At 63.5% G+C, this 26579-nt stretch carries 24 protein-coding genes and 2 tRNA genes; 14 read left to right on the top strand and 12 right to left on the bottom strand.

The annotated features are described in order from the left end of the window. The first annotated feature begins 120 nt into the window (after positions 1 to 120). Positions 121 to 197 (top strand) — tRNA-Pro (locus tag P3T16_RS12875). Between the two features lie 212 nt (positions 198 to 409). On the opposite strand, the gene P3T16_RS12870 is transcribed toward P3T16_RS12875, so the two are convergent. Beyond that, the gene (locus P3T16_RS12870) at positions 410 to 604 is read right to left on the bottom strand and encodes a hypothetical protein (RefSeq protein ID WP_429256750.1); all 195 of its coding nucleotides are present in this window, start codon (positions 602 to 604) and stop codon (positions 410 to 412) included. A 170-nt stretch (positions 605 to 774) separates the two neighbouring features. Between P3T16_RS12870 and P3T16_RS12865 the strand changes: the two genes are divergently transcribed. Further along, positions 775 to 960 carry a hypothetical protein gene (locus tag P3T16_RS12865; RefSeq protein ID WP_429342588.1) on the top strand — a complete coding sequence of 62 codons (186 nt, stop codon included), beginning with the start codon at positions 775 to 777 and terminating at the stop codon, positions 958 to 960. 34 nt (positions 961 to 994) lie between these two features. Here P3T16_RS12865 and P3T16_RS12860 read toward each other — a convergent pair whose 3' ends face one another. From P3T16_RS12860 to P3T16_RS12840, 5 genes are all read right to left on the bottom strand, one after another. Next, the gene (locus tag P3T16_RS12860) at positions 995 to 2293 is read right to left on the bottom strand and encodes an MATE family efflux transporter (RefSeq protein ID WP_429342708.1); all 1299 of its coding nucleotides are present in this window, start codon (positions 2291 to 2293) and stop codon (positions 995 to 997) included. Positions 2294 to 2430: 137 nt separating this feature from the next. Continuing rightward, the gene (locus P3T16_RS12855) at positions 2431 to 2739 is read right to left on the bottom strand and encodes a DUF2288 domain-containing protein (protein ID WP_429342587.1); all 309 of its coding nucleotides are present in this window, start codon (positions 2737 to 2739) and stop codon (positions 2431 to 2433) included. A 647-nt stretch (positions 2740 to 3386) separates the two neighbouring features. Continuing rightward, entirely contained in the window at positions 3387 to 3698 is a 312-nt protein-coding gene (locus P3T16_RS12850) for a hypothetical protein (RefSeq protein WP_429256747.1), read from the bottom strand. Positions 3699 to 3886: 188 nt separating this feature from the next. After that, on the bottom strand, positions 3887 to 4567 hold the full coding sequence (locus tag P3T16_RS12845; protein WP_429342586.1) for a peptidoglycan DD-metalloendopeptidase family protein: 681 nt from the start codon (positions 4565 to 4567) through the stop codon (positions 3887 to 3889). Positions 4568 to 4717: 150 nt separating this feature from the next. Then, positions 4718 to 5626, bottom strand: a complete 909-nt coding sequence (locus P3T16_RS12840; protein WP_429342585.1) for an aldose epimerase — start codon at positions 5624 to 5626, stop codon at positions 4718 to 4720. Between the two features lie 551 nt (positions 5627 to 6177). On the opposite strand from P3T16_RS12840, the gene P3T16_RS12835 reads away from it, so the two are divergent. After that, positions 6178 to 7008 (top strand): undecaprenyl-diphosphate phosphatase, encoded by an 831-nt coding sequence (locus P3T16_RS12835; protein WP_429342584.1) that lies wholly within the window; start codon positions 6178 to 6180, stop codon positions 7006 to 7008. A 117-nt stretch (positions 7009 to 7125) separates the two neighbouring features. After that, a tRNA-Arg gene (locus P3T16_RS12830) sits at positions 7126 to 7200 on the top strand. Between the two features lie 211 nt (positions 7201 to 7411). Here P3T16_RS12830 and P3T16_RS12825 read toward each other — a convergent pair. Beyond that, positions 7412 to 8977 (bottom strand): acid phosphatase, encoded by a 1566-nt coding sequence (locus P3T16_RS12825; protein WP_429342707.1) that lies wholly within the window; start codon positions 8975 to 8977, stop codon positions 7412 to 7414. 243 nt (positions 8978 to 9220) lie between these two features. Between P3T16_RS12825 and P3T16_RS12820 the strand changes: the two genes are divergently transcribed. Continuing rightward, entirely contained in the window at positions 9221 to 10549 is a 1329-nt protein-coding gene (locus tag P3T16_RS12820; protein WP_429342583.1) for a cytochrome-c peroxidase, read from the top strand. Positions 10550 to 10558: 9 nt separating this feature from the next. On the opposite strand, the gene P3T16_RS12815 is transcribed toward P3T16_RS12820, so the two are convergent. Beyond that, the gene (locus P3T16_RS12815; protein ID WP_429256717.1) at positions 10559 to 10789 is read right to left on the bottom strand and encodes a hypothetical protein; all 231 of its coding nucleotides are present in this window, start codon (positions 10787 to 10789) and stop codon (positions 10559 to 10561) included. Between the two features lie 252 nt (positions 10790 to 11041). On the opposite strand from P3T16_RS12815, the gene P3T16_RS12810 reads away from it, so the two are divergent. Then, on the top strand, positions 11042 to 11428 hold the full coding sequence (locus tag P3T16_RS12810; RefSeq protein WP_429342582.1) for a hypothetical protein: 387 nt from the start codon (positions 11042 to 11044) through the stop codon (positions 11426 to 11428). Between the two features lie 88 nt (positions 11429 to 11516). After that, on the top strand, positions 11517 to 11966 hold the full coding sequence (locus tag P3T16_RS12805; protein ID WP_429256715.1) for an NUDIX hydrolase: 450 nt from the start codon (positions 11517 to 11519) through the stop codon (positions 11964 to 11966). 24 nt (positions 11967 to 11990) lie between these two features. On the opposite strand, the gene P3T16_RS12800 is transcribed toward P3T16_RS12805, so the two are convergent. After that, a complete protein-coding gene (locus P3T16_RS12800; protein WP_429256714.1) occupies positions 11991 to 12890 on the bottom strand; it encodes a transporter substrate-binding domain-containing protein in 900 nt (299 codons plus the stop codon). 151 nt (positions 12891 to 13041) lie between these two features. Beyond that, entirely contained in the window at positions 13042 to 14751 is a 1710-nt protein-coding gene (locus tag P3T16_RS12795) for a glutamine--tRNA ligase/YqeY domain fusion protein (protein ID WP_429342581.1), read from the bottom strand. Between the two features lie 532 nt (positions 14752 to 15283). Between P3T16_RS12795 and ggt the strand changes: the two genes are divergently transcribed. The 3 genes from ggt to P3T16_RS12780 are packed head-to-tail and all read left to right on the top strand — an operon-like array spanning position 15284 to position 17847. Continuing rightward, positions 15284 to 17041, top strand: coding sequence for a gamma-glutamyltransferase (ggt, locus tag P3T16_RS12790; RefSeq protein ID WP_429342580.1), 1758 nt, complete (start codon positions 15284 to 15286; stop codon positions 17039 to 17041). Positions 17042 to 17075: 34 nt separating this feature from the next. Continuing rightward, entirely contained in the window at positions 17076 to 17648 is a 573-nt protein-coding gene (locus tag P3T16_RS12785) for an RBBP9/YdeN family alpha/beta hydrolase (protein ID WP_429256711.1), read from the top strand. Further along, positions 17632 to 17847, top strand: coding sequence for a hypothetical protein (locus P3T16_RS12780; RefSeq protein WP_429342579.1), 216 nt, complete (start codon positions 17632 to 17634; stop codon positions 17845 to 17847). The genes P3T16_RS12785 and P3T16_RS12780 overlap by 17 nt, the downstream gene beginning before the upstream one ends. A gap of 21 nt (positions 17848 to 17868) precedes the next feature. Here P3T16_RS12780 and P3T16_RS12775 read toward each other — a convergent pair whose 3' ends face one another. Beyond that, positions 17869 to 19089: a CaiB/BaiF CoA transferase family protein gene (locus P3T16_RS12775; protein ID WP_429342578.1), complete on the bottom strand. Its 1221-nt coding sequence runs from the start codon at positions 19087 to 19089 to the stop codon at positions 17869 to 17871. 318 nt (positions 19090 to 19407) lie between these two features. Here P3T16_RS12775 and alaS point away from each other — a divergent pair, with 318 nt between their 5' ends. Further along, positions 19408 to 22032, top strand: coding sequence for an alanine--tRNA ligase (alaS, locus tag P3T16_RS12770; RefSeq protein ID WP_429256708.1), 2625 nt, complete (start codon positions 19408 to 19410; stop codon positions 22030 to 22032). 138 nt (positions 22033 to 22170) lie between these two features. On the opposite strand, the gene P3T16_RS12765 is transcribed toward alaS, so the two are convergent. Continuing rightward, positions 22171 to 23088 carry a LysR substrate-binding domain-containing protein gene (locus P3T16_RS12765; RefSeq protein ID WP_429342577.1) on the bottom strand — a complete coding sequence of 306 codons (918 nt, stop codon included), beginning with the start codon at positions 23086 to 23088 and terminating at the stop codon, positions 22171 to 22173. 129 nt (positions 23089 to 23217) lie between these two features. Between P3T16_RS12765 and P3T16_RS12760 the strand changes: the two genes are divergently transcribed. From P3T16_RS12760 to P3T16_RS12750, 3 genes are all read left to right on the top strand, one after another. Continuing rightward, entirely contained in the window at positions 23218 to 24603 is a 1386-nt protein-coding gene (locus P3T16_RS12760; protein ID WP_429342576.1) for a YbfB/YjiJ family MFS transporter, read from the top strand. 202 nt (positions 24604 to 24805) lie between these two features. Next, positions 24806 to 25837, top strand: a complete 1032-nt coding sequence (locus P3T16_RS12755) for a threonine aldolase family protein (RefSeq protein ID WP_429342575.1) — start codon at positions 24806 to 24808, stop codon at positions 25835 to 25837. A 98-nt stretch (positions 25838 to 25935) separates the two neighbouring features. Beyond that, positions 25936 to 26466: an NUDIX domain-containing protein gene (locus tag P3T16_RS12750; protein ID WP_429256704.1), complete on the top strand. Its 531-nt coding sequence runs from the start codon at positions 25936 to 25938 to the stop codon at positions 26464 to 26466. The last annotated feature ends 113 nt before the right edge of the window (positions 26467 to 26579 follow it).

Genomic DNA, 26579 nt, shown 5'->3' with positions numbered 1-26579 from the left:
TTTGTGCCTGCTGGCACTGTCGCATGTCCGCGCGGGAACGGGCAAGGCGAACCTTTCTTGTGCCCGGCCCGATTAAAGATTGACGCGGACATCAGCACCCAGATAGAATCTTGGATTCGTCGGAGCGTAGCGCAGCCTGGTAGCGCATCTGATTTGGGATCAGAGGGTCGTAGGTTCGAATCCTATCGCTCCGACCACGAATGAGCGGTAAGCAGAAACAGCCAGAAACGCAGTAAGCAAAAACCCGCGAAGCCGGAAGGCGACGCGGGTTTTTGTTTTTCCGGCGCGAAGAAATTTCGTGGATCAGCGTACAGGCGTACAGGCCTGCACATCGCAGGCATCTGCGTCGCGATCCGTATGAAAGAAAACGATGCGCGCGGGAGACGCGCTCCCGCGCGAGGACTGGGGCTCAGCGTCTGTGGCGCAGACGGTCGAACATGTGATGCCCGGCGTCGAACACGTGATGTCCGGCGAGCCAGTGGTGCAGCATGCCTTCGCCGCCGTGTTCGCGTCGGTACGTTCGCGATTCGAAGACCGATAGCGCGACCAGCACGAGCAGACCGATGCCGAGGCCGATCAGCCCCGCGATTGATTCAGCATCCATGGCACCCTCCCTGGACGATTACAGCCATGCGTACATAGTAGGTCAGACATCGCGAAGCAGGGAAGTCATTGTGCGCTGCACACCTGCCGTCAGCGAAAACGCCTTGCAGGTAGACTGGCGGGCGTGTCCCACCGGGCGCGTCTCACGTTTATCCCTGCTTTCGAGAGTCTATGAATCGCGCCATTCTGATTGCCCTGCTGCTGACCGCCCTGACGGGCTGTGCCGACAACCCCAACGCCCATCACAAGACACCACCAAAAGATCCGCAGGATTATCACGGCGTGCCGACCGACGACCGTCCGCCGTCGATGCTCGATACGCCGACCGCTCCCGCTGCACCGGCCGCGCCGAAGTAAGTACGGTCCGTGTCGGAGCCGCCCGCCCGTTGCGTCACACGACGCCGGCGGGCGCGACGCTCGCCGCCGTGCGCGGCAGATAGCGCATCAACGTCGCGCCGCGCGCGAACATGAAGATGAGCAGCGCGAGCCACAGCCCGTGGTTGCCATACGGTCCCATCAGCGCCCACGAAGCAGCGACGAATACCGTCAGCGATGCCGCCATCGCTTTCATCAGGTCGTGCGTGCGCGTCGCGCCGATGAAGACGCCATCGAGCAGAAAACCCCACACCGAAATCACAGGCGATAACGCGGCCCATGGAAGGTATGTTTCCGCCGCAGCGCGCACGGCGGCCTGATCGGTCAGTCGTTCGACGATCCACGCGCCGCCCGTCCAGTACGCGACCGAAAACCCGAGCGCGCCGAGCGCCGACCACAGCATCGTCACCTTGACGGCCTGACGGAACGCATTGCGGTCGCGCGCGCCGATCGCCGCGCCGACGAGCGCTTCGGCCGCGTGCGCGAAGCCGTCGAGGCCGTAGGCCATAAACGTCTGGAAATTGAGCAGTAGAGCGTTGGCTGCGAGCGTCGCATCGCCTTGCCGCGCGCCGAGATGGGCGAACCAGCCGAACGCGCCGAGCAGACACAGCGTGCGCACGAAGATGTCGCGGTTGATCGCGACGAGCCGCCTGAGCGCCGCGGCATCGACGAGCGACGCGCGATCGGGCGTGGGCAGTCCACGCGGCCTCAAGTACCAAAGGATCGAAGCGCCGAGTACGAAGCCGAGCGCGTCGGCCGTGGCCGTCGCTGCGCCGATGCCGGCTATGCCCCAGTCGAAGACATACACGAAGAGGAGCACCGCGACGATGTTGACCGCGTTGATGAAGACCTGCGTCACGAGCGCAAGGCGCACGCGCTGGGTGCCGAGTAGCCAGCCGAGCACGACGTAGTTGGCGAGGGCGAGCGGCGCGGCCCAGATGCGCGCGTGGCAATACACGCGTGCGTGCAGTTGAACCGCTTCACTGCCGCCGATCGCGCGCAATGCATAGCCGATTAGCGGCGCCTGCAGCGCAAGCACTACCGCGCCGATCACGAATGCGAGCAGCAACGCGCGCAGAACATTCATCCGCAGGCCGGCCGCATCGTTTGCACCGAACGACTGCGCGACGAGCCCGGTCGTCCCCATTCGCAGGAAGCCGAAGCCCCAGAACACGAAGCTGAAAAACAGGCCGCCAAGCGCGACGCCGCCGAGATACGACGCGCTGTCCAGATGACCGGCGACGGCGGTGTCGACCGCGCCGAGAATCGGCTGCGTCAGATTCGCAATGACGATCGGAAAGGCGAGGGTGAGCACGCGGCGGTGCCAGCGAGCCGGAACGCCGACGACCGGTTCGACCGCTTCGGCGCGGGTTCCCGTGCCGGATTTGGGGCGTTCTGGCGTGCGGCTCGATGTATCAGCCGGCGAGCCGTCCGGCGCCCCGTTCGCGCCGCTCAACCGCGTTCCTGCACGCAGACCCACGGCGATACGACGACTGCCCACAGGTCCGGGTCGCGTGCCGCGAAGTCGGCCGCTGTGTCCGCCTGCACCCGTTCGACGAGGCCCGCTGAAAGCCATTGCGCGACCTGCGCGGTATCGTCACTGGCGATGGCTTCGGCGACACTTACGAGGTCGAGGTCACGGACGACGCGCAACAATATGCCGCGCGCGAAGAAGCGTTCGAGTTCGGACCAGCCGATCTTCGCGGTTTCAGCGAGGAGCTTAAGGTAAAGCGGGCTGTGGGTTGCGTCAGGGGAAGTCATGGGATATCGGGGAACTGGACAGGCGGCCGTCACTATAAACCATCGACGCGGCGTCGCTTCCGCGAGGACCGTTGCGAGGGGATTCCGCAGCGGGAATTTAACGTCGCCATTTTAGCCGTGATTTAAACAATCGCTAGGACACCGGCATTTAATCTGATCAAAGCGCAATACCCGAAACCGGCAGTGGACGCGATTGCATTTAGCCATTAAATCGATAGAAGAGTGCGCTTGCGCACCAAGGTTCAAGCGTGCAGGTTATCGCAAAAAAAATGCAGCCACGCTGCTTGTGAGAGACCCTTTCGCAGCCCGCTGAAAGACCTGTTCCGTCAGGCGTAGACGCTGGCCTGGCGCGGCTCTCAGGGGAGATGGAGAGGGCGAAAAAAGAAGCGAAATGCTCCGCTGCGTCGCAGCATTCCGGATACTTCGGTTTGCTAAATGGACGAGGCGCAGTTTGGTTGAGGGGCACTCCGTGCGCCGAGTAACATTATTTGCACAATTAATCGATTGCGTGGCTATAGGCGCGTTGCTAGATTTCGTTTCGGCGCATGGTGAACCGGTCCTTTGCCGATATGCGCCGAACCCCCGTTAGCCCGGCCTCGTGCCGGGCTCTTTTTTATTGCGCATCAGACAACGATCCGACGTAAGCGTCACTGCTTGCAGTGGATCACCATCGATCGGTTCTTCACGTTCGCGCCGAGAATTCCACCGATCGATCCGCCCGATGTCGCGCCGGTGTCGACATCCTTCGAGATCACGTCGTATCCATATGCGCCGCATGCTTCGCCGGCCTGCTTGTAGCATTCGCCCCAGCTTTCGCTGGCGTCGCTGCCGCTGCAGTTGATCGCGAAACCCGTCTCGCCGCTCGGCAGATAAGTGAGCTTCGATGTGCTCGAGCAGCCCGCGAGGCCTGCGAGTGTCAGGACGGCCAGTCCGGCCGCCATGGCGAGTGCGCTTTTCATCGCAGATTTCCTTTTAGCGGACGCAGCCGGTTGCCGCGCCCCTTGAGAATGGATTGTCCGAAAGCACGCGGGGTTCCCTGCGCGCCAGATCGACGGGCGGCAAAAGGCGATGCAATTGATATTACATCGGCCTTACATTGTGCCTTGCAACCCGCTTGATCTCAGTGGTCCAGCCCGGCCGCCACGTCTTAGCGAGGCGGCAGGGAGCGGGCCGGGTCGATCGAACGGCTCTGATAGCGCAATTCGAAGTGCAGCATCACGTGGTCGCTGTCCGTGTCGCCCATTTCGGCAATTTTCTGACCTTGCGAAACCGTCTGGCCTTCCTTCACGACGAGCGCGCGGTTGTGCGCGTAGGCGGTCAGATAATCGCTGTTGTGCTTGATGATGACGAGGTTGCCGTAGCCGCGCAGACCGTCGCCGGCGTACACCACGGAACCCGCCGCCGCCGCGACGACCGGCGTGCCGGGCGCGTTGACGATGTCGATGCCCTTCGAGTTCGCGCCGTCGAAGCTGCGTGTGACATTGCCCTGCGCAGGCCACACGAGCGCGATCGACGAAGCGGGCGCAGCCGATGGCGCAGGTGCCAGTGCGGTCGTACCGCGCGACGCTGTCGAACCCGCTGACGCCGTCGAGCCAGACGAAGCCTGTGCGCTGCCCGCACCCGCTGTCGTGGTATTGGCGGGCGGCGCGACACGCAGCACCTGACCGGTTTCGATGGTGTCGGGATGGGTCAATCCGTTCCATCGCACGATGTTCTGTACCGAGGTCCGGTTGCTGCGCGCAATACCGGACAGCGTGTCGCCCCGCTCGACACGATAGAACCCTGGCCCCACCGGAGCCGCCCCACACGCGGCGAGCACTGCGATCATCGATACGCAGGCGAGCCGTCTGATTTTTGTTCGCAACCTGGACCTCGCAAAACGCTGTCGCGCGCCGATCCCCGATCACGCACGCCAGTAGCAAAACGACCGATTCTAACGGTTTTGGATTGCAGCACCGGAAATGCTGCGCATCTCACCTCACGTGCCCGCGGCAACGCTGATGCGCAGCGCGGCGGTTTCCGTCGCGCCCGGTGCGAGCCAGCGCAACCCGAAGCCGTTATGAATGGCATCGGGCAGTCCGAGCCAGGGCTCGACGCAGTAGAAGTCCGATTCCGGCGCCAGGGTCCACGTTGTCACGGCGTACCAGGGGATCGAACCCGGCCGCTGCAGATCGATCGTGATCGTGCGGTTCAGGCCCGGCGCGATGATTCGTACCGGCCTGTCAAGCGTGCCTTCGGGCAGATGGAAGCGGTCGAGGATACGCCCGTCGTCGAGCGTGTAACGCGTTTCGCCAGGCTCGGCGGCGCTGATCGACGCGTCGGCCAGCTGGTGACGGCGCTGCGTCGGCGGCAGTTCGAGCGTGGTTTCGCCGCGCTGCGTGTGCGGCAGCGCGAAGTAGAAGTGGTGGCCGGCGTAGTAAGGCAGCGGTGCGTCGCCGGTGTTGGTGGCGGTGAGCGCCACGTCGAGCGTGTGTGCGTCGGCGAGACGGTAGGTTGCCTCGAAGCGGAAGCCGAACGGATAAGCGGTGCGCGTGGCGTCGCTATCGGTGAGCGTCATGGTGACGCCGCCGCCTGCCGCATCGAGCTCTGCAGCGAACGGCAGGTCGCGCGCGAAGCCGTGCATCGGCAGATCGCGCACGACGCCTTCTGCGTCGCGCCAGCGCCCGATCTGGCCGTCGACGAAATGCCGCGCAAGAAACGGAAACAGCAGCGGATTACCGCCGCGGACTTTGGCCGGCTGACTCCAGTCGGCGTCGTCGGGCCAGTAAATGACCTGTTCTCCGTCAATATCCCACGACAGCAACCGGCCGCCTGCCTGCGGCGCAATGCGGAGCAGGGAAGCGCCCTGCGTGATTTCGAGAATGTCCTGATTCTGGAATGTGGCCATGGTCGACGTTCAGAGTGAATTGGATGCGTTGCGCGAACAGGAAGCCGGCGCGTGAACTCCCGGTGGCCGATTTTGCGCTGGTTTGAGCTACGGGGAAACCCTTTCTCGGGAAATTGCGGGCGTGACCGCACGGACAGGCTTGCCGATAATCCGTACCAGCGCTGGTTGTTCGACCGGCGGGCCGACAGTTCAGAACGGAGGACGCATGGATCTCGCAATGGCAATGGGCGTGGCTTTGCTCGGTATGTTCGCTGGCAGCACCATCTACTTCTTCTACAAGGTCGAGCGCTAGACGCGCCGGTAGCCGCTCAAGGGAACGCCTCGCGCGTCGTATCCAACCTCCTTTGCCATTCGAAAAAGGCCCGCTTTTGCGGGCCTTTTGCTTTCGTTTTATTTACAGGTGTTTCAGGTTGTGACGCGGTGCGGCAAAAACCCGGTTATATGTGCGGTAAACCCTTGGCGGTGTCCGGAGCGCCAGGCATAATCGTGCGGCTCCTACGCACGGGAAGCGTTGTCCCGCGCGATGTTTATCACCTTGAGAGGACCGCCGCGTGAACTTGTGGTTTCTGATTTTTCTGAGTGTGTTGCAGGGCGTCACCGAGCTCTTTCCGGTGAGCAGTCTCGGCCATACCCTCCTCGTGCCGGCGCTGTTCGGCATGCACATCGACAAGCATGCGCCGCAGCTGCTGCCGTTCCTCGTCGCTTTGCATCTTGGCACCGCCGTCGCGTTGCTGTGGTATTTCCGCAAGCGATGGGTCGCGCTGATCAATGGCTTCGCCGGTGCGCTGCGCGGTCGTCGCAACGACGAAGGCCACATGATGTGGGCGCTCATCATCGGGACGATTCCGGCGGGTCTGGTCGGGCTGATTCTCGAAAAGCATCTTGAGCGCGTGTTTCACGATCTGCGGATCGTCGCGATCGCGCTGATCGTGAACGGCGTGCTGTTGTGGTTCGGCGATCGTCTGCAGCGCTCGCGTGAGCATCGCGCGCCGGAGAAACTCACGTTCCGGCAGGCGTTTTTCGTCGGTCTGGCGCAGATCGGCGCGCTGATTCCGGGCTTTTCGCGCAGCGGTCTGACGATGATCGCGGGCAACGCGGCCGGGCTCACGGCCGAGAAAGCAGCGGAGTTTTCGTTCCTGCTTGGCACGCCGATCATTTTCGCCGCGGGTCTGCTCGAAGTGCCGAAGCTCTTTCACGCACCCGACCAGCTCGCCGACGCGCTGCTCGGCGGCGTGCTCACGGCGATTGCGGCGTATCTCAGCGTGCGCTTCCTGATGCGCTACTTCGAGGGACGCGGCAAGCTGGCATCGTTCGGCGTGTACTGCGCGATCGCAGGCGTGCTGTTCCTCGGCTGGTTCATGATGCATCCGCAGCCGGTTTAAGCCTCGCAGGCTTGTCGGGCGCGCCGCTTACGCCGGCCCGTCGGGCGCGCCGCGGCGATGCGGTATAATTTGCGGCTCGGTCGACATCTCAGGCCGGGCGACCACTACGGTCTTTGCCTCCCCATAGTTCAACGGATAGAACACGGGTCTTCTAAACCTGAAATCGAGGTTCGATTCCTCGTGGGGGGGCCAACCAGGTTTCCTGCAATTCCCCAGTTTTCCCAGAAAGCCCCGCTAAGCCACAGCGGGGTTCAGGCTGCCAGCGCCATACGCAAAAAAGGGCAGCCGAAGCTGCCCTGTCAAAGTCCGGTACGAAGCGGACTGTGAAGCGGACTGTGAAGCGGACTGTGAAGCGGACTGTGAAGCGGACTGTGAAGCGGACTGTGCTTACCCAGTCATCTGGTCAGTGCGCGATGTTGAGCGCGTTCGTCAGATCACCCATCGGCTTGCCGCCGTTTGCCATGAGCGCATTGTCGCGGGCGGTGAGACCCGGCAGCGCCGGCAACGCGAAACGTTTCGTGATGAAGCGCAGGATCGACGTCGTGTCGTACTGCGTATGGTCGACGAAACCCTGTTTCGCAAACGGCGAAATGATGATTGCCGGAATGCGCGTGCCCGGACCCCAGCGGTCGCCCTTCGGCGGCGCGACGTGATCCCAGAAGCCCCCGTTTTCGTCGTACGTGACGACCACGACCATGGTCTTCCACTGCGGGCTCTTCTGCAGATGCGAGATCACGTCGGCGATGTGCTGGTCACCCGACGCGACGTCCGTGTAGCCCGGATGTTCGTTCAGGTTGCCCTGCGGCTTGTAGAACGTGACCTGCGCCAGCTTGCCTGCATCGATATCCGCGATGAACGATGCGCCGTTCGTGCCGCCGTCCAGCAGGTGCGTCGTGCGGTTCGCGGTGCCCGGCGCGAGATCGGCGAAGTAATTGAACGGCTGATGATGCGGCTGGAAGTTCGGCGTCGACAGGTTCGCGCCGTAGACCACGCCCGACGTGCCGGCCTGCGTCGCCGACAGCGCCGCGCCCCATGCGCCGCCATACCACGCCCACGATACGCCCGCGTTGTTCAGCAGGTCACCGATGTTCTGCTGCGTCTGCGGCGGCAGCGTGGTGGCCACCGTCGGGTCGGCAAGGTTCGCATCGCCGCCGCTGGCCGCCTTGTTGCCGCTCGGCTGATACGCCGGCTGCATCGTGTTGACCGCGTAGAAATCAGGCGTCAGGTTGCCGGCGTTCGCGAACTTCGGCGGCCCGTTCAGCGCCAAAGCGGGATTGTTCCCCGCGAGCGTGAGCGTTACGCCATCCGCCTCGACCTTCGAAATCGAACCGGCCGCGGGACTCTTGTCCGCGTTCGGATAGACCGGCGTGCATGCGCAGATCAGCCACTGGTGGTTCAGGAACGAGCCGCCGAACGCACCCATGAAGAAGTTGTCGGCGAGCGTGTACTGCTGGGCGATCTTCCAGAGCGGCAGCTTGTCCGCGTTCATCGTGTAGTGCCCCATCACGAGACCGCCGGCATCGGACCATGCGGCGAACCTGTCGTTCTTGCCGCCGTTGATCTGCATCTGGTTTTCATAGAAGCGGTGCACGAGGTCGCGTGTCGCTGAAGTGACCGGCGTGTTGAAGCCGTTCGGGTCATCGATCGCGAAAGCCGAATTCGGCAGGTTGGCCGTCATCGCCTGCGTCACGACCGGCGTGACGCCCGTCTGCGTAAGACCGTTCCAGACCTGCGGCAGCGTGGCGAGCACGGAGCCGTCGCGGTCGAGCTGCTGCGAGCTCGCGGCGGTCACGCCCTGGAGGCCGTTGGCGCCCGGGAACTGGCCGTACAGGTTGTCGAAGCTGCGGTTCTCGGCGTAGATCACCACGACGTTCTGCACAGCCTTGATGTCCGGCTGCGACACGCCGTTGCCGCCGCAGGCGTACAGGCCGATCGCTGCTGCGATCGCGATGGGCGTCGCGCAGATCAGATTGAGTTTTCTCTCTCGCGTTGGGGACCGGCGGTGTCCTTCGACCTGGCGCTGCGTCGAGGTTGGTATGGCCAGCGCGAAGAGTGTCGCAGCGCAATTTGACAGAACGATGTAAGCATTACGAATGGCTTAAAGTCCACGTAACGCTGTAGGCAGGATGTCATCGAAGTGACATACACGTGACATACGCTCGCGCAGTTCAACAACGTCGAAGATGCTCATATGCTGCCTGGTCAGAAAGGGATGCTGAAGCAAACGGCTGCGGCCAGGAGGTTGCGGACGGGTTTCCTCACGGCCGTGTGGGTGTCGTTCGCGCTGACAGGTTGCGATGCGCATGGGCCAGGCGGCGAGGGGAATGCAACGACGGTTGCGTCAGCGGTAAGGGTTGCATCAGCGGCGGTTGTGCCGGTTGCGGCACACGGCGGCGGACAGACGCGCGCCGAAGTCTACGAGTCGGTCCGCAAGATGACCGCGCTCGGCAAGCAGCTCTTTTTCGATGCGTCGCTATCGGGCTCGGGCAAGCTTGCGTGCGCGTCGTGTCACAGCCCCGACCACGGCTTCACGCCGGCGAATTCGCTTGCCGTGCAGCTCGGCGGCAGCGACATGAGGCAACAAGGTTTGCGCGCCGTTCCGACGCTCAAGTATCTGCAGTCCGTGCCGGCCTTCGCTGAGCACTTCCACGATTCCGAAGACGAAGGCGACGAGAGCGTCGACGCGGGCCCGACTGGCGGTTTGACGTGGGATGGCCGCGTCGACCGTGGATCGGATCAGGCGCGCATTCCGATCCTGTCGACCTTCGAGATGGGCAGCACGCCGGAGAAAGTGGCCGCAGCGGTGAAGGCCGCGCCGTACGCGAACGCGTTTCGCGCGGCATTCGGAGCGCACATTTTCGACGACACGGATGCCACATTCAAGGCCGTGCTTCAGTCGCTCGAAACATTCGAGCAGACACCTGAGACGTTTTATCCATACACGAGCAAGTACGACGCTGCACTCGCGGGCAAGGCGCAGCTGACAACGGCCGAACTGCACGGCCTGCAGCTTTTCAACGACGAGAAGAAGGGCAATTGCGCAAGTTGCCATCTGAGCCAGCGCGCCAACGACGGCTCGCCGCCGCAATTCAGCGATTTCGGTCTGATTGCGATTGGCGTGCCGCGTAACCGCGCACTGAAGGTCAATCGCGATCCGCACTTCTACGATCTTGGGGCATGCGGTCCCGAGCGAACCGACCTGAAGGGACACAACGAATATTGCGGAATCTTCCGCACACCGACGCTACGCAACGTCGCGTTGAAGAAGCGCTTCTTCCACAACGGCATCTACCATTCGCTCGACGAGGTGGTGCGCTTTTATGCAGAGCGCGATACGAATCCGGAGAAGTTCTATCCGGTCGTGAAGGGCAAGGTGCAGAAGTTCGACGATCTGCCGAAGCGTTACTGGGCAAACCTGAATACGGATCCGCCGTTTGATCGCAAGCCGGGCGGAGAGCCGGCGCTGAACGAGGCGGAAATCAAGGACGTGGTGGCGTTTCTGAATACGCTGACGGATGGCTACCAGCCCGCCGCGCACTGAACGCCGCGGTTATGACTTCAGCAGGAATGCGCAGATCATCAGCAGCATCACAAACGAAGCGAGCATGCAAACGAAGCCTGCGCGCGTGAGGATGGCGGGCCATTGAGGGCGTGGCAGCACGTTGATGCTCAGCACGCCGGCGACTGGCGCCGGATCGCGACGCGCCGCGATCGGCACGAGCGCGATGCAGATGAGCGTGAGCATGATGACGAAGAAGCGCAGAGCGATTGAGTAGTCCATGGCGGCAAGTGATCGTAGATGCGCGTGCGGACGGATGAAGACGGGTGAAGCGCAAGCGCGTAGCAAAGATCGCCATGCTAGGGGTCCGGCCCGACCCTCGCTATCGGACCGGTCCGAAAAACGATGACGGTCCGGTTCTCGCACCGTCCGCCGGGCAGCGGCTGCGCGTAACGTCGTGCTATGCTTTTAAGGGTCAGCTTACGCGGTATCTGGCGCGTGGGCGTTCCAGTCAGCCTTCAAGGAGAACAATCAATGTCGATGCGAACCCGAGCCCTGTTGTGCTGGGCTGCAGGTGGACTGCTGCTAGCAGGCGCAGGCGGCGCGCAGGCAGCGAATCTCGGCTTCCTGAACGATACGCCGATCAGCTACATGAAGCCGCGCGACGTCGATTCGATCAAGAAGGCCGTCTTCGACGCGCTCAACGACAAGCAGGACGGCGAGACCGCGAACTGGGTCAACGAGGGCACGGGCAATAGCGTCAAGATCGACGCCACGGTGACGCCCGATCAAACCACGAAGGAAGGCGACCGCACCTGCCGCTCGACAGCGGTGGTGCTGCAGTCGAAGGGCCAGTCGATGAATCTGCATCCGCTCTTTTGCAAGCAGGGCAGCGGCGCATGGCAACTGCAGAAACGGTGAGCACGGCGATTGTGCGCGGCGCGGGGGCGGGCTTTGCCTTCGCTGTCGCGGCAAAGGCGATAGTGGCATCGCGCCGCGCGATCCGGTGATGAGCGCGCGCGTCACCTCGTGCGGCGTCGTGCTGCTCGATGCCGACGGTCGCGTGCTGCTCGCGCACGCCACGGAAACCTCGCACTGGGATATTCCGAAAGGACACGGCGAAGAGGGTGAAGCGCCGCATGTCACCGCGTTGCGGGAAATGGTCGAGGAAACGGGCATCGAGCTCGCGCCCGAGCGGCTGAAAAACCTCGGTCTCTTTGTCTACCGGCGCGACAAGGATCTGCATCTGTTCGCGGCGCGTGTGCGCGACGGCGAAATCGATCTCGCGAAGTGCACGTGCACGTCGATGTTCCCGCGACGCTCAGACGGCACGATGATTCCCGAAATGGATGCATACCGCTGGACCGCGCCCGACGAAGTCGAGCGCTATGCGAGCCGCAGTCTCACCCGGCTTTTTCAGACGACGCTCTCGCTCACCGAGCTGCACCGCACGCTATAAGCGCGGACACGCGGCTGGCGCGGCTTAATCGAGCGCTTTGTCGTTCGGATGGGCGAAGAGTTCGCGCATCTCGGCGGAGATCGGGAAGTTCAGGTTCGTGCCGTGTGGCGGAATCGGCTGGGTGAACCAGACGTTGTAGAGCCGCTCAGCTTCGCCGGACGTCTGCATCCGCGAAATGACCCCGTTGACGACGTCACGCATGGGCGCGTCGCCCTTGCGGAACATGCACGCGTACGCCTCGTAGCCGAGCGGCGTGCCGGTGATCACGTAGTCTTCGGGATGCGCTTCCGCGGCCTTCAGGCCGTGCAGCAGCGGCTCGTCCATTACGAACGCCACCGCGCGGTCGGCGCGCACGGCGGCGAACGCCTCTGGATGATCCCTGGTCGCCGTGATGCGCATGTTGAGCTGCTTCTCGCTGTTCAACTGGCGCAGCAGGCGTTCATCCGACGTGCCCGCCGTCGTCACCACAGACTTGCCCGCGAGATCCGCGAAGTCCGCAATGCCGGATTTCTTGCGCGCGATCATGCGCACCGCGTACTGGAAGAAGCTGTCCGAAAACGCGACCAGCGACTCGCGCTCCACCGTGTGCGTGGTTGAACCGCATTCGAGGTCGATCTGGTTGTTGAGCAGCATCGGAATGCGGTTGCTCGACGTCACGACGATCTCGCGCACCTTGAGATCGCGCACGCCCAGTGCTTTCTTGATCTCATCGACGATGCGCAACGCGATCGTGTACGAATAGCCGACTGTGTGGCCGCCATCGGAGTAGGCAAACGGAATCGACGCCTCACGCACGCCGAGCGTGATGACGCCGTCGTCGTGAATTTTCTTCAGCGTGCCGGTGAGTTCATCGGCGTGAACGCCGAGTGCGAACGTAGCCGCGGCGGCGCATGCGATCAGCCGGATTCGGGCTGCGAACTTCATTGCTCCTCCGGGAAGGGCGCGCCTTTTCAAAAAAATCGGATCCCGCCGCAACGCCCTGTCGATGGTATGGAGCGCGCCGGCGCACGTTCCTGCCGGAAGCGATGCGCCGCGGACTGCATTCAAGTGCCCGACGGTCAGTGGAACACCCGGCTTACGCCGGCTTGCCCCAACTATCCCGCAAAGTCACGATACGGTTGAAGACGGGTTTTCCCGGCTTCGAATCGTAGCGATCGGCGACAAAATAACCATGTCGTTCGAACTGGAAACGTTGCTCCGGCTGCACGTCGTGCATGCCCGGTTCGAGGTACGCGCTGGCGATACGTTTCGAATCCGGGTTCAACGCTTCGAGGAAGTCCCGGCCGCCCGCATCGGGTTGCGGTTCGCGGAACAGGCGGTCGTAAATGCGCACTTCAGCTGGCAGCGCGTGCGCGGCGCTCACCCAATGGATGTTGCCCTTGACCTTGTAGGTGTTCGCGCCTTCCGTGCCCGACCTGCTGTCCGGGAAATAATTGCAGTGCACGGCGATCACGTTGCCGTTCGCGTCCTTCTCCGCGCCCGTGCATTCGATCACGTAGCCATAGCGCAGACGCACCTTGTTGCCCGGGAACAGCCGGAAATAACCCTTCGGCGGTGCTTCAGTGAAATCGTCACGCTCGATCCACAGTTCGCGCGAGATCGGGAACGTGCGCGTGCCCATTTCCGGATGATGCGGGTGAACTGGCGCACTGCATTCTTCCGTCGTGCCTTCCGGGAAGTTGTCGATGATCAGCTTCAGCGGATCGAGCACGGCGGCGGTACGCGGCGCCTTGTCGTCGAGATCGTCGCGCAGCGCGCCTTCGAACACGCTCATGTCGATCCACGAATCGACCTTGGTGATGCCGATGCGTTCACAGAACAGCTTGATGCTCCCCGGCGTGAAACCGCGCCGGCGGACGCCGACGATGGTCGGCATGCGCGGATCATCCCAGCCTTCGACGTGGCCTTCGGTCACCAGTTGCAGCAGCTTGCGCTTGCTGGTGATCGCATACGTGAGGTTCAGGCGCGAAAATTCGATTTGTTGCGGCAGCGGACGTGTGAACACGCCGGCGTCGGCCAGTTCGTTCAGGATCCAGTCGTATAGCGGCCGGTGATCCTCGAATTCGAGCGTGCACAGCGAATGCGTGATGTTTTCGAGCGCGTCCGAAATGCAGTGCGTGTAGTCGTACATCGGATACACGCACCATTGATCGCCGGTGCGGTAGTGATGCGCAAAACGGATGCGATAGATGACCGGGTCGCGCATGTTGAAGTTCGGCGACGCCATATCGATCTTCGCGCGCAGCACGTGCTCGCCTTCCTTGAACTCGCCCGCTTTCATGCGGCGGAAGAGGTCGAGGTTCTCCTGTGCCGTGCGGTTGCGGAACGGCGACGGCGTGCCCGGCTCGCTCGCCGAGCCGCGGTTCGCACGCATTTCTTCGGCCGACTGGCTGTCCACATACGCCTTGCCGCGCTCGATCAGCAGTTCGGCGAACGCATACAGCTTGTCGTAGTAATCGCTCGCGTAATACAGCTGTTCCTTGCCGTCCTTCGTCCAGTCGAAGCCGAGCCAGGTGACGGCATCGATGATCGAATCGACGTACTCGACGCTTTCCTTCTCCGGATTCGTATCGTCGAAACGCAGATGGCACACGCCGCCGTAGCTGCTGGCGATGCCGAAATTCAGGCAGATGCTCTTCGCGTGACCGATGTGCAGATAGCCGTTTGGCTCAGGCGGGAAGCGTGTTTCCACGCGCTGGCCCCACTTTCCGGAGCGGTTGTCGTCATCGATGATGTTGCGGATGAAATTGGATGCCGCGGGCGCTTCGTTGCGTTCGGTATTCATGCGTGATGGTGAAAGTCGTTCGGGGACGCGCGATGCGCCCGCTTATCTGTCAATTCTACCTGACCAGTCAAGGAGCGCCAGGGTTCGCGCGGCACGCGGCCGGAGTGAGGACTTCGTCCGGACGCTGTTACAGCGTGCAACAGGAGGTAAAACGCGTTGTCCGCGTGCGCGCCGCCCGGCCAGAATGCGAGCGTCGCGGCACAGGCTGCCTCGCAACATGCAACGTATATGAAGACAATAACGACAGATTTCACCAGAAATGTACTGAAAGTTGCTGTCATGGGCCGCAGGCGGGCTGACTGGCACGGGACATTGAGCGGTTGGGGCGTTTAAAGCCCGTCGCGATTGAAGCGAATGGGTTGTTTTGAAGTCGCGGGCCCTGTTGAGCCACATCCGGTCCGGACCTTTTCGCCGCGGAAGCGGTATTTCACCATTCACGCGCACCGGCGCGGCCTGGCTGTGCCGGCCACGCGCCTTGCCCGAAGGCCGGCCGTTCGGCAACATGGCGCCTTCAGTTCCCGGAGTTTCACGGATGCCCGATCCCATGCACGATGCGCCCCGCGCGCCTTTCGCCTCACTGTCCCTGCGCCGCCATCTGGGCGCGGTCACGCTGGTCGCCGCATTGGCATGTAGTTTCGTGCCGGTCGCGCCCGCGCTCGCCAAAACTGCGCCGCCGCCGAAAACGGTACTCGACGCATCGGCTGTCGCGGTGCCCGATCGCTACAGTGCCGACACGGCTCAGCAGATCTTCGCCGCCGGCGGCAACGCGGTCGATGCGGCGGTCGCGATCGCGTTCACGCTGGCAGTCACCTATCCGGACGCCGGCAATATCGGCGGCGGAGGGTTCATGACGCTCTATATCGACGGCAAGCCCTACTTTCTCGACTATCGGGAACGCGCGCCGCAACGGGCGACCCGCGACATGTATCTGGACGACAAGGGCAACCCCGTGCCGGGCATGAGCCTCGTCGGATTCAGGGCGGTGGCCGTGCCGGGCACGGTCGACGGCATGTGGGAGGCGCAGCGCCGTTTCGGCAAGCTGAAGTGGAAGCAGGTGCTTGCCCCGGCGATCAAATATGCGACCGACGGTTTCGTCGTTGAGCCGTGGCTGCAGAAGCGCGCGGAATACGCGTCGAAGAATTTCGCGGGCAAGACCAACTTCAGCGTGTACTTCTCGGGGCTGAAGGCGGGCGCGAACTTCCGCCAGCCGGAGCTGGCGCAGACGCTGTCGCGTATCGCGAGCGACGGCGGCCGTGAGTTTTACGAAGGCAAGACCGCCGATCTGATCAGTACCCAGATGTATGGTCACGGCCTGCTGTCGAAGGGTGATTTGACGCAATACAAAGCCGTCTGGCGCCAGCCGATGACAGCCGACTGGAACGGATATCAGATCGTCACGGCGCCGCCGCCGAGTTCAGGGGGCGTGGGCCTGATCCAGATGCTGAAGATGAAGGCCGATCTGAAGCCGGCATTCGCCGGGCTCGAGCTGAATTCGCCACCTTATATTCACCTGATCGCGCAGATCGAGGACCGCGTGTTCGCTGACCGCCAGCAGTACATGGGCGACCCGGATTCGTATCGCGTACCGGTCGACAGACTGATTGACGACGCCTACCTCGCGCAGCGTGCCGACGAGGTGTCGCCTGACGAAGTGCCGGGCGCCGCACCCGTGAAGCCGGGCCTCGGCGATTCGATGCCGGAGCGCGCCGAGACGACGCACTTTTCGGTCGTTGATAAATGGGGCAATGCAGTGTCGAACACGTATACGCTCAACGGACCGTTCGGGTCGGGTGTTGTTGTGGACAACGCCGGCTTCGCGCTGAACGACGAGATGGACGACTTCGTCACGAAGGCTGGCGCGCCAAACCAGTTCGGCGTGACGGGCGGCGATGTCAATACAGTCGCGCCGGGCCGCCGGCCGCTGTCGTCGATGACGCCGACCATCCTGCTCAAGGACGGCAAGGTTTCGCTCGTGATCGGCACACCCGGCGGCTCGCGGATTTTCACGTCGATCTTCCAGGTGATGACGAATCTTTACGATTTCGGTATGCCGCCTGCCGACGCGCTCGCCGCGATGCGCTTTCATCACCAACTGCTGCCGCCGAAGACAATCTACTGGGAGCCGTATCATCCGGTCACGGGTGAACTGGCCGAACAGTTGCAGGGTTTGGGCTACACGCTCGAAGGGCAGGTCTTCAACGGCGATGTCCAGTTAATCCGCGTGGACGGCACGACGCCGGAGCCTGCCGCTGATCCACGCGGTGTGGGCGTGGGCAGGGTGTTTCACTGAACATGACGACAAACCGGCGAGACGGAGAAAGGCGATGACAACGCATAAGGTTCTGGTGTTGCCCGGATATCAGAATTCCGGTGAAGGTCACTGGCAGACACGCTGGGAAGCGGCACATCCCGACTATTCGCGCGTCCGGATGCCAGACTGGGATCGCCCGGTGCGCGACGCGTGGTGCCGGACGCTGGATGAGGCCGTTGCCGCCGCCGACGTGCCGGTGGTGTTCGCCGCGCATAGCCTCGGCTGTCTGACGGTAGCCTTCTGGGCCGGGCAATACGCGACTGCGGCGCGTGCAGCGAAAGTGGCTGGCGCGCTGCTGGTTGCAGTACCTGATCCGGCGGAAGCGCAGTTTCCGGCTGACGCGTCCGGCTTCGCGCCCGTGCCGCTCGAACCGCTACCGTTTCCGACGATCGTGGTGGCCAGTACTGACGATCCGCACGGCGGTCCCGCGTTCTCACAGACCTGCGCCAGGGCCTGGAAGAGTGCGTGGTTCGACATCGGCCCTCGCGGTCATATCAACGCCGCAAGCGGTCTGGGTGACTGGCCTGAAGGGATGTGCTGGCTGGAATCGCTGGCGCCAGTGTCCGGGCGTGACGGGCACGCGTAGCCAGCGGGGCTGGACGAAAGGCGGTGGCAGTGGGAGCGTTGGTGCTGAAGCCGCAGCCGCAGCCGAAGCTGAAGCCGAAACCGGAGCCGAAGCCGAAACCGGAGCCGAAGCCGCAGCCGCAGCCGAAGCCGAAGCCGAAGCCGAAGCCGAAGCCGAAGCCGAAGCCGAAGCCGAAGCCGACACCAGCAGCCGCCTTTAGCACCCACGTCAGCACGACGAGTCAGATCACAGACCGTGCCCTCAAATCCGCGATCCGCGCGTCATCCAGTCCGAGCACGCTCCGCAATATCTCGTCGGTATGCTCGCCGAGCATCGGCGGATGAGCGACCGCCTGTGGCGGCGTCACACTCATATTGACCGGATTGCGAACCAGCTTGACCATCCCGCCCGACGGATGCGGCAGGTCGACCTGCATACCCCGTGCGACCACCTGCTCATTCCTGAACACTTCGCCGAGATCGTTGATCGGCCCGCACGGCACGCCCGACGCCTCCAGCGCCGAGATCCACGCCTGCTTGCTTCTCAGCCGGACCATGTCGGCGAGCAGCGGCACGAGCGTTTCGCGGTTGCGCACGCGTGCCGGGTTGGTTGAGAAACGCTCGTCATCGGCGAGTTCCGCGCGGCCGCCTGCTTCAACAAACTTGCGGAACTGCCCATCATTGCCGACCGCGACGATGATCCAGCTGTCGCTCGTCTGGAACGTCTGGTAGGGAACGATGTTCGCATGTGCGTTACCCCAGCGCACCGGCGGATTGCCGCTCGCGAGGTAGTTCGAGTTCATGTTGGCAAGCATGGCGACCTGCACGTCGAGCAAGGCCATGTCGATGTACTGACCTTCGCCGGTCCGGTCGCGATGGGCGAGCGCGGTCAGTACGGCGATCGTCGAGTACATGCCAGTCATCAGGTCGGCAATGGCGACACCGGCCTTTTGCGGGCCGCCGCCGGGCAGCGCGTCGCGCTCACCGGTGATGCTCATAAAGCCGCCGATGCCCTGGATGATGAAGTCGTAGCCCGCGCGCTGCGCGTACGGGCCTGTCTGGCCGAAACCGGTGACCGAGCAGTAGACAATGTCCGGCTTCACTTCTTTCAGCGATGCATAATCGAGCCCGTATTTCTTCAACTGCCCGACCTTGTAGTTCTCGAGCACGACGTCGCACCGCGCGGCAAGATCACGGATGATCTGCTGCCCTTCGGGCGTGGCGATATCGACGGTGACCGAGCGCTTGTTACGGTTCGCGGCAAGGTAATACGCGGCTTCGCGCGTGTCTTCGCCAGCAGGTGTTTTCAGGTACGGAGGGCCCCAATGGCGCGTATCGTCGCCCACTTCGGGACGTTCGATCTTGATGACGTCCGCGCCGAAGTCGGCGAGGGTCTGTGCACACCAGGGGCCGGCGAGCACGCGTGTGAGATCCAGCACGCGGATGTGACTGAGGGCGCCCATATTCTCTTTGTGTCTCCTTTAAGCGTGGCTGCAAGGCATGCGCACCGCGTGGTGCAGCTGCCGTATCGATGTCCTGAATCTTAAGCGATTCCCGTCAGACGACCCATCGGCCGGATGGCATAGGACGGATCTGAGGCCGCGAAGGCCCGCCCCGCACGGATCGGCGAGAAAAACCTGGCCGGATGGCTAACGTTGTGCGCAGACCGCCTCAAGCCGCTGCGCACGGGCGCCGATCCCGTATAATCAGCGGCTCAGGAAACAATCAGTTGGCGCATCCCAGGATGCAGCCGAAACAGTCAGGACCGTCCCCCGCACGCCATGAAAGCCTCCGAAATCCGCGAGAAGTTCCTCAAGTTCTTCGAATCGAAGGGCCACACGATTGTCCGTTCGTCGAGCCTCGTGCCCGGCAACGATCCGACGCTGCTCTTCACCAATTCGGGAATGGTGCAGTTCAAGGACGTGTTCCTCGGCGCGGAATCGCGTCCGTACTCGCGCGCCACAACCTCGCAGCGCAGCGTGCGCGCGGGCGGCAAGCACAATGATCTGGAAAACGTCGGCTACACCGCGCGTCACCATACGTTCTTCGAAATGCTCGGCAACTTTTCGTTTGGCGACTATTTCAAGCGGGACGCGATCCACTACGCGTGGGAACTGCTGACGGGCGTCTACGGGTTGCCGAAAGACAAGCTGTGGGTCACGGTCTATCACGAAGACGACGAAGCGCACGACATCTGGGCGAAGGAAGTCGGCGTACCGGTCGAGCGCATCATCCGCATCGGCGATAACAAGGGCGCGCGTTACGCGTCGGACAACTTCTGGCAGATGGCCGATACCGGCCCGTGCGGCCCGTGTTCGGAAATCTTCTACGACCACGGCCCGGACGTATGGGGTGGCCCGCCGGGATCGCCTGAAGAAGATGGTGACCGCTATATCGAGATCTGGAATCTCGTGTTCATGCAGTTCAATCGTGATGCCCAGGGCAACATGACGCCGCTGCCGAAGCAGTGTGTCGATACCGGCATGGGTCTCGAGCGTATTGCCGCCGTGCTGCAGCACGTGCACAGCAACTACGAAATCGATCTGTTCCAGGCACTGATCAAGGCCGCTGGCCGCGAAACCGGCGTGACCGATCTGACGAACAACTCGCTGAAAGTGATCGCCGATCACATTCGCGCGTGCTCGTTCCTGATCGTCGATGGCGTCATTCCCGGCAATGAAGGCCGCGGCTACGTGCTGCGCCGGATCGTGCGTCGCGCGATCCGTCACGGCTACAAGCTGGGCCGCAAGGGTTCGTTCTTCCACCGTCTCGTCGCGGACCTCGTCGCGCAGATGGGCGGCGCGTATCCGGAACTGAAGGACGCGGAACAGCGCGTGACCGACGTACTGCGTCAGGAAGAGGAACGCTTCTTCGAAACGATCGAGCACGGCATGTCGATCCTCGAGAGCGCGCTGGCTGATCTCGACGCGAAGGGTGGCAAGACGCTCGATGGTGAACTCGCGTTCAAGCTGCATGACACGTACGGCTTCCCGCTGGATCTGACGGCAGACGTCTGCCGCGAGCGCGAAGTGACGGTCGACGAGCCCGCGTTCGACGAAGCAATGGCCCGTCAGCGCGAACAGGCGCGCGCGGCCGGCAAGTTCAAGATGGCGCAGGGGCTCGAATATTCCGGCGCGAAGACGACGTTCCACGGCTACGAAGAAATCGTCTTCGACGACGCGAAGATTATTGCGTTGTACGTCGAGGGCGCCTCCGTCAAGGAAGTCGCGAAGGGCCAGCAGGCGGTCGTCGTGCTCGATCACACGCCGTTCTACGCGGAGTCGGGCGGTCAGGTCGGCGACCAGGGTCTGCTTGCCAACGCGAGCGTGCGCTTTGCCGTCGCCGATACGCTGAAGGTGCAGGCCGATGTGGTCGGTCATCACGGCACCCTGGAACAAGGCACGCTGAAGGTCGGCGACATCGTGAAGGCGGAGATCGACGCGGTGCTCCGCGCGCGCACGGAACGCAATCACTCGGCCACCCACCTGATGCACAAGGCGCTGCGCGAAGTGCTGGGCTCGCACGTGCAGCAGAAGGGTTCGCTCGTCGATGCCGACAAGACCCGTTTCGACTTCGCGCACAACGCGCCGATGACCGACGAACAGATTCGCCAGGTCGAAGCGATCGTGAACGCCGAAGTGCTGGCGAACGCGCCGGGCATCGTGCGCGTGATGCCGTTCGATGAAGCAGTGAAGGGCGGCGCGATGGCGCTCTTCGGCGAAAAGTACGGCGACGAAGTACGTGTGCTCGATCTCGGCTTCTCGCGCGAACTGTGCGGGGGCACGCACGTGCGTCGTACGGGCGACATCGGCTTCTTCAAGATCGTGATGGAAGGCGGTGTGGCCGCGGGCATCCGTCGCGTGGAAGCCATTACGGGCGACAACGCCGTGCGCTTCGTGCAGGAACTCGACGCGCGTATCAACGCTGCCGCAGCCGCGCTGAAGGCGCAGCCGTCGGAGCTGACGCAGCGTATCGCGCAGGTTCAGGATCAGGTCAAATCGCTGGAGAAGGAACTCGGCGCGCTGAAGTCGAAGCTTGCTTCCAGCCAGGGCGATGAACTCGCGGGTCAGGCGGTCGAAGTTGCGGGTGTCCACGTGCTGGCCGCGACGCTCGAAGGTGCGGACGTCAAGACGCTCCGCGAAACCGTCGATAAACTGAAGGACAAGCTGAAGAGCGCGGCAATCGTGCTGGCTTCGGTCGAAGGTAGCAAGGTGAGCCTGATCGCAGGTGTGACCGCGGATGCGAGCAAGAAGGTCAAGGCTGGCGAACTCGTGAACTTTGTCGCGCAGCAGGTCGGCGGCAAGGGCGGCGGCCGTCCCGATATGGCTCAGGCTGGCGGCACGGAGCCGGCGAATCTGCCGGCGGCCCTCGCGGGTGTGAAGGGTTGGGTCGAAGCGCAGCTGTAATCGAAGGCGTGTAACGCGCATTGGCGGTCAGGTTGTCCCTGACCGCGAGATGTCGAATCAGAAAGCCGCGAGCGTTGAACTCGCGGCTTTCTGCTTTTCAGAACGACTGCTTCCCTCAGTTGTTGACGCGAGCCGCGTTCACACGGGCTGCGCGATCTCACGCTGTGGATGTTCATCCGTCGCCAGGTTACTCTCCGCCAGTAACTGCTCGCGCAGCGCGTTCAGGGCTGAAGAGAAGTGTCCGCGTCGCCAGATCAGCAGCGTATCGATCGCGCCGAGTTCGTCGAGCGGATGAACCACGATCTCGTCGACGTTCTGCTGCAAATCCAGCACCGAGCGCGGCGCGATCGCAACGCCCGCGCCTGCAGCAACGCACGCGACCATCGCGTGGTAAGAACCCAGTTCCAGCACGCGCGCCGGCCGGATGCCGTGCTCCAGATACCACTTCTCGATGTAGCTTCGATACGCGCAACCGCGCTCGAACGCGACGAGCGTCGATAGCGCGACATCACGCGCGTCGCGAATCGGCGGGTGACCGCGCGGCGTCAGCATGACCAGTTCTTCACGGAAGACCGGTACGTAATCGAAGACGTCGCACAGCGCGTCCGGATCGGGTGGCGTCGCGACCAGCGCGGCGTCCACCTCGAATTCGCGCACACGTTCGATAAGCCGTCCCGTCGTGCCGGTTTCGAGTTCCAGCGCGACCTCGGGCCAACGCTGGTGATACCGCGCGAGCAGCGCCGGCAGCCGGCTTGCCGCGACGCTTTCCATCGTCCCAAGCCGCAGTCGCCCGTTCGGCCGGTTTTCGCGCACGGCGTGGCGCGCTTCGTCCGCAAGCGCGAGCAGGCGCTCGGCGTACGGCAGCAGCGTTTCGCCGGCCGGCGTCAGCACGAGTCGACGACCATCGCGGATAAACAGGTCCGTGCCAAGCTGTACTTCCAGTTGCTTGATGCGGGTCGTGACATTTGACTGCACCCGGTTCAGCTTCGCGGCAGCGCGCGTCACCCCGTTTTCGCGCACTACAGCGCGAAAGATGGTCAAGGCGGCCAGGTCCATCGTTCTCTCCCGGAGATTCCTCCAATCATCATAATTCATTTTTTATGATGTGAAGAGCGGACTAGTATCAGAGAACGGGATGACCGACGCGCGCGTGTCGTCGGCTCCGGAAAACCTTCGTCGATACCCATGACCCTTCTCGCCGCTCCCGCCACCGTATCCTCCGCTCACTCCCACGACGCCCGGCGCGCCGCGCTCGCGTGCATGGTGGCGCTCGCTGTGGCGCTCGGAGTCGGGCGCTTCGCATTCACGCCGCTACTGCCCCTGATGCTGCAAAGCGGCGCGATCGATATCCGGCATGGCGGCTTGCTCGCTTCCTTCAACTACGCGGGCTATTTCATCGGCGCGATTTCCTGCGCGGCGCTGCGGGTCGATCACGCGCGGATGGTGCGCGTCGGTCTCGCTGTCACTGTCGTGCTGACGCTCGTCATGGGTGTCACCGACCAGTTCTGGATCTGGGCGCTGGTGCGGCTGGTGGGCGGGGCCGTCAGCGCGTGGACGTTCGTGTTCGCATCGCAGTGGGGGCTGCGCCGGCTCACCGAGCTGGGCGCGCACGGCTGGAGTGGCGTGATCTATACAGGGCCGGGCGTCGGGATCGTCGGCACGGGCCTGCTGGTGAGCGCCGCGGGCGGTCTCGGCGCGACAGTGGGGTGGATCGGCTTCGGGCTCATCTCGGCGGTGCTGGCGGCGCTCGTATGGCATGTTTTTGGATCCGCTCCCCGGCGCTCCGCTTCGTCTGCGCCGGAAACGGGAACGAGAACGGGAACGGGAACGACACGGGCGACGCCAGCCGCTGGGCATCACGCGTCCGAAGCCGCTCAACACGGCAAGGCCGCACAGCACGTACAGCATTCCGATCGCGCCACATCAGCTAGCCGCCCCCTTGCGTCCCAATCCACCCACCAGCCCCAGCCCCGACAAGCCACCCAACACGCGGACAACGCGCGTCACACCCACCGCGCCGACGCCTTCTGGCTCATCGTGCTGTATGGCGTCCCCGGCTTCGGCTACATCATCACCGCGACGTTTTTGCCGGTGATCGCGCGCGCCGCGTTGCCTGGCTCGGCCTGGCCCGATCTGTTCTGGCCGATGTTCGGCGTGGCGCTCATCGTCGGCGCGTTGCTCGGCGCGCGTCTGCCGCTCCACTGGGACAATCGCACGCTGCTGGCCGGCTGCTACGTGCTGCAGGCGGCGGGTATTGCCTCGGGCATCATCTGGCCGACTGCGGCGGGATTCGCGATCGGCAGTATGTTGATCGGGCTGCCGTTCACGGCGATCACGCTGTTCGCGATGCGTGAAGCGCGTCGTCTGCATGGCGATCACGCCGCGGGATTGATGGGCTATGCGACCGCCGCTTACGGCATCGGCCAGATTGTTGGCCCGCTCGTGGCCGCGCCGGTCGCCGCACACACCGGCTCGTTTTCGCCGGCGTTGTGGCTGGCCGCCAGCGCATTGATGCTCGGCGCCTTCGGGCTCGTCGTCGTCACGCGCGTTTCACGGCGCGCGGCGCGGTAGTGGTCCCTTCGTCGTCCTGTCGGCGTTCTCGCCGCGCGTACGGGCAACCGTCCGGCCGCGTGCCACGATAGCGTCCGCCCACACCGCGAACCCTACGATTTCCCTCCAGCAAATTCGAACGACCGGACAATAATGGGACGGCGCACTAAAATGTCCGCTTCCCGTTACTTTCGCGTGCCTGTTGCCGGGCGCGCCGCCCGCCATGCAACATTTCGCGTCGGACAATTACGCCGGCATCTGCCCCGAAGCGCTCGCGGCGCTCGTCGAAGCCAACAACAGCGGTCACGAGCCGGCCTACGGCGACGATTCCTGGACCGAGCGCGTCTGCGACCGTCTGCGTGACCTGTTCCAGACCGACTGCGAAGCCTTCTTCGTCTTTAATGGCACGGCGGCGAACTCGCTGGCGCTGGCGTCGCTGTGTCAGTCGTATCACTCTGTGATCTGCCACGATCTCGCGCACATCGAGACCGACGAATGCGGCGGTCCCGAATTCTTCTCCGGCGGCTCGAAGCTCCTGACCGCGCCCGGCGCACACGGCAAGCTGACGCCCGATGCAATCGAGGCCGTCGTCACCCGTCGCGCCGACATTCACTATCCGAAGCCGAAGGTCGTGACGCTCACGCAGTCGACGGAAGTCGGCAGCGTCTACAGCGTCGAGGAAGTGCGCGCGATCGCCGCGATCGCAAAGCGCCGCCACCTGAAGGTCCACATGGACGGCGCCCGTTTCGCGAACGCGGTCGCAGCGCTCGGCGTGCATCCGTCGGAAATCACGTGGCGCGCGGGCGTCGATGTGCTGTGTTTCGGCGGCACGAAGAACGGCTTGCCGGTGGGCGAAGTGGTGGTGTTCTTCGACCGCGCGCTCGCCGACGATTTCGCGTACCGCCTGAAGCAGGCCGGCCAGCTGGCGTCGAAGATGCGCTTCATCTCGGCGCCGTGGCTGGGCCTGCTGGACGACGACGTGTGGCTGCGCAACGCGCGCCACGCGAACGCGATGGCGCAACTCATGAAGACGCGTCTTGAAGCGATTCCTGGCGTGAGCATCATGTTCCCGGTCGAATCGAACGCGGTGTTCGCGCAGTTGCCGGCGCATGCGGCGAAAGCGATGCGGGCGAAAGGCTGGAAGTTCTATGAGTTCATCGGCGCGGGCGGGTGCCGTCTGATGTGCGCGTGGGATACGCAGCCCGAAACCGTCGAACGTTTCGCCGCCGAAGTTCGCGAACTGTGCGCAGCGTGAAGCCGCGCGGCGCGACCGCGCAATTCACCGCGCGGCACTGAAGCACGAGCGGACCCGAACCCGCATTCGACATTCACCCATCCTTAATCTGATCGAGTATGTCCGACTACCAATTCTGCCCGCGCTGTGCGACACCGCTCACCGAACGCAGCGACGCTAAACACGAAGGCGGCCGCGTGCGCCAGGTCTGTCCCGATGACACCTGTGGCTACGTTCACTGGAACAATCCGCTGCCGGTCGTCGCGGCCATCGTTGAATATGAAGGCAAGATTCTGCTCGCGCGCAACGCGGCCTGGCCTGAAGGGATGTTCGCGCTGATCACCGGTTTTCTGGAGAACGGCGAGACGCCGGAAGCGGGCATCGCGCGTGAAGTTCTCGAAGAGACGTCGCTGCACACGGAGTCGGTCGAACTGATCGGCGTCTACGAATTCATGCGCAAGAACGAGCTGATCATTGCGTATCACGTGAAGGCGCACGGCACCGTGGCGCTGTCGCCGGAGCTGCTCGAATACCGGCTGGTCGAGCCGGCGAAGCTGCGTCCGTGGCGTGCGGGCACGGGCCAGGCGCTCGGCGAATGGATGCGCCGGCGTGGGCTGCCGTTTGAATTCGTCGAGCGGCCGGGACAGTAACTGCGGGCTCGATGGCGACGCCGGGCCGGCGCCTCGCTCACTGCAATCACCTTAAACCAGAAATAGACTGCGTGATACCTGGCCATCCGGCCGATGGCGAACATGTCGCGGGT

Source organism: Paraburkholderia sp. GAS42 (assembly GCF_050436565.1).
Lineage (GTDB): Bacteria > Pseudomonadota > Gammaproteobacteria > Burkholderiales > Burkholderiaceae > Paraburkholderia.
Note: the sequence above shows the minus strand (reverse complement) of the source record. Positions and strands in the feature narration are given on the sequence as shown.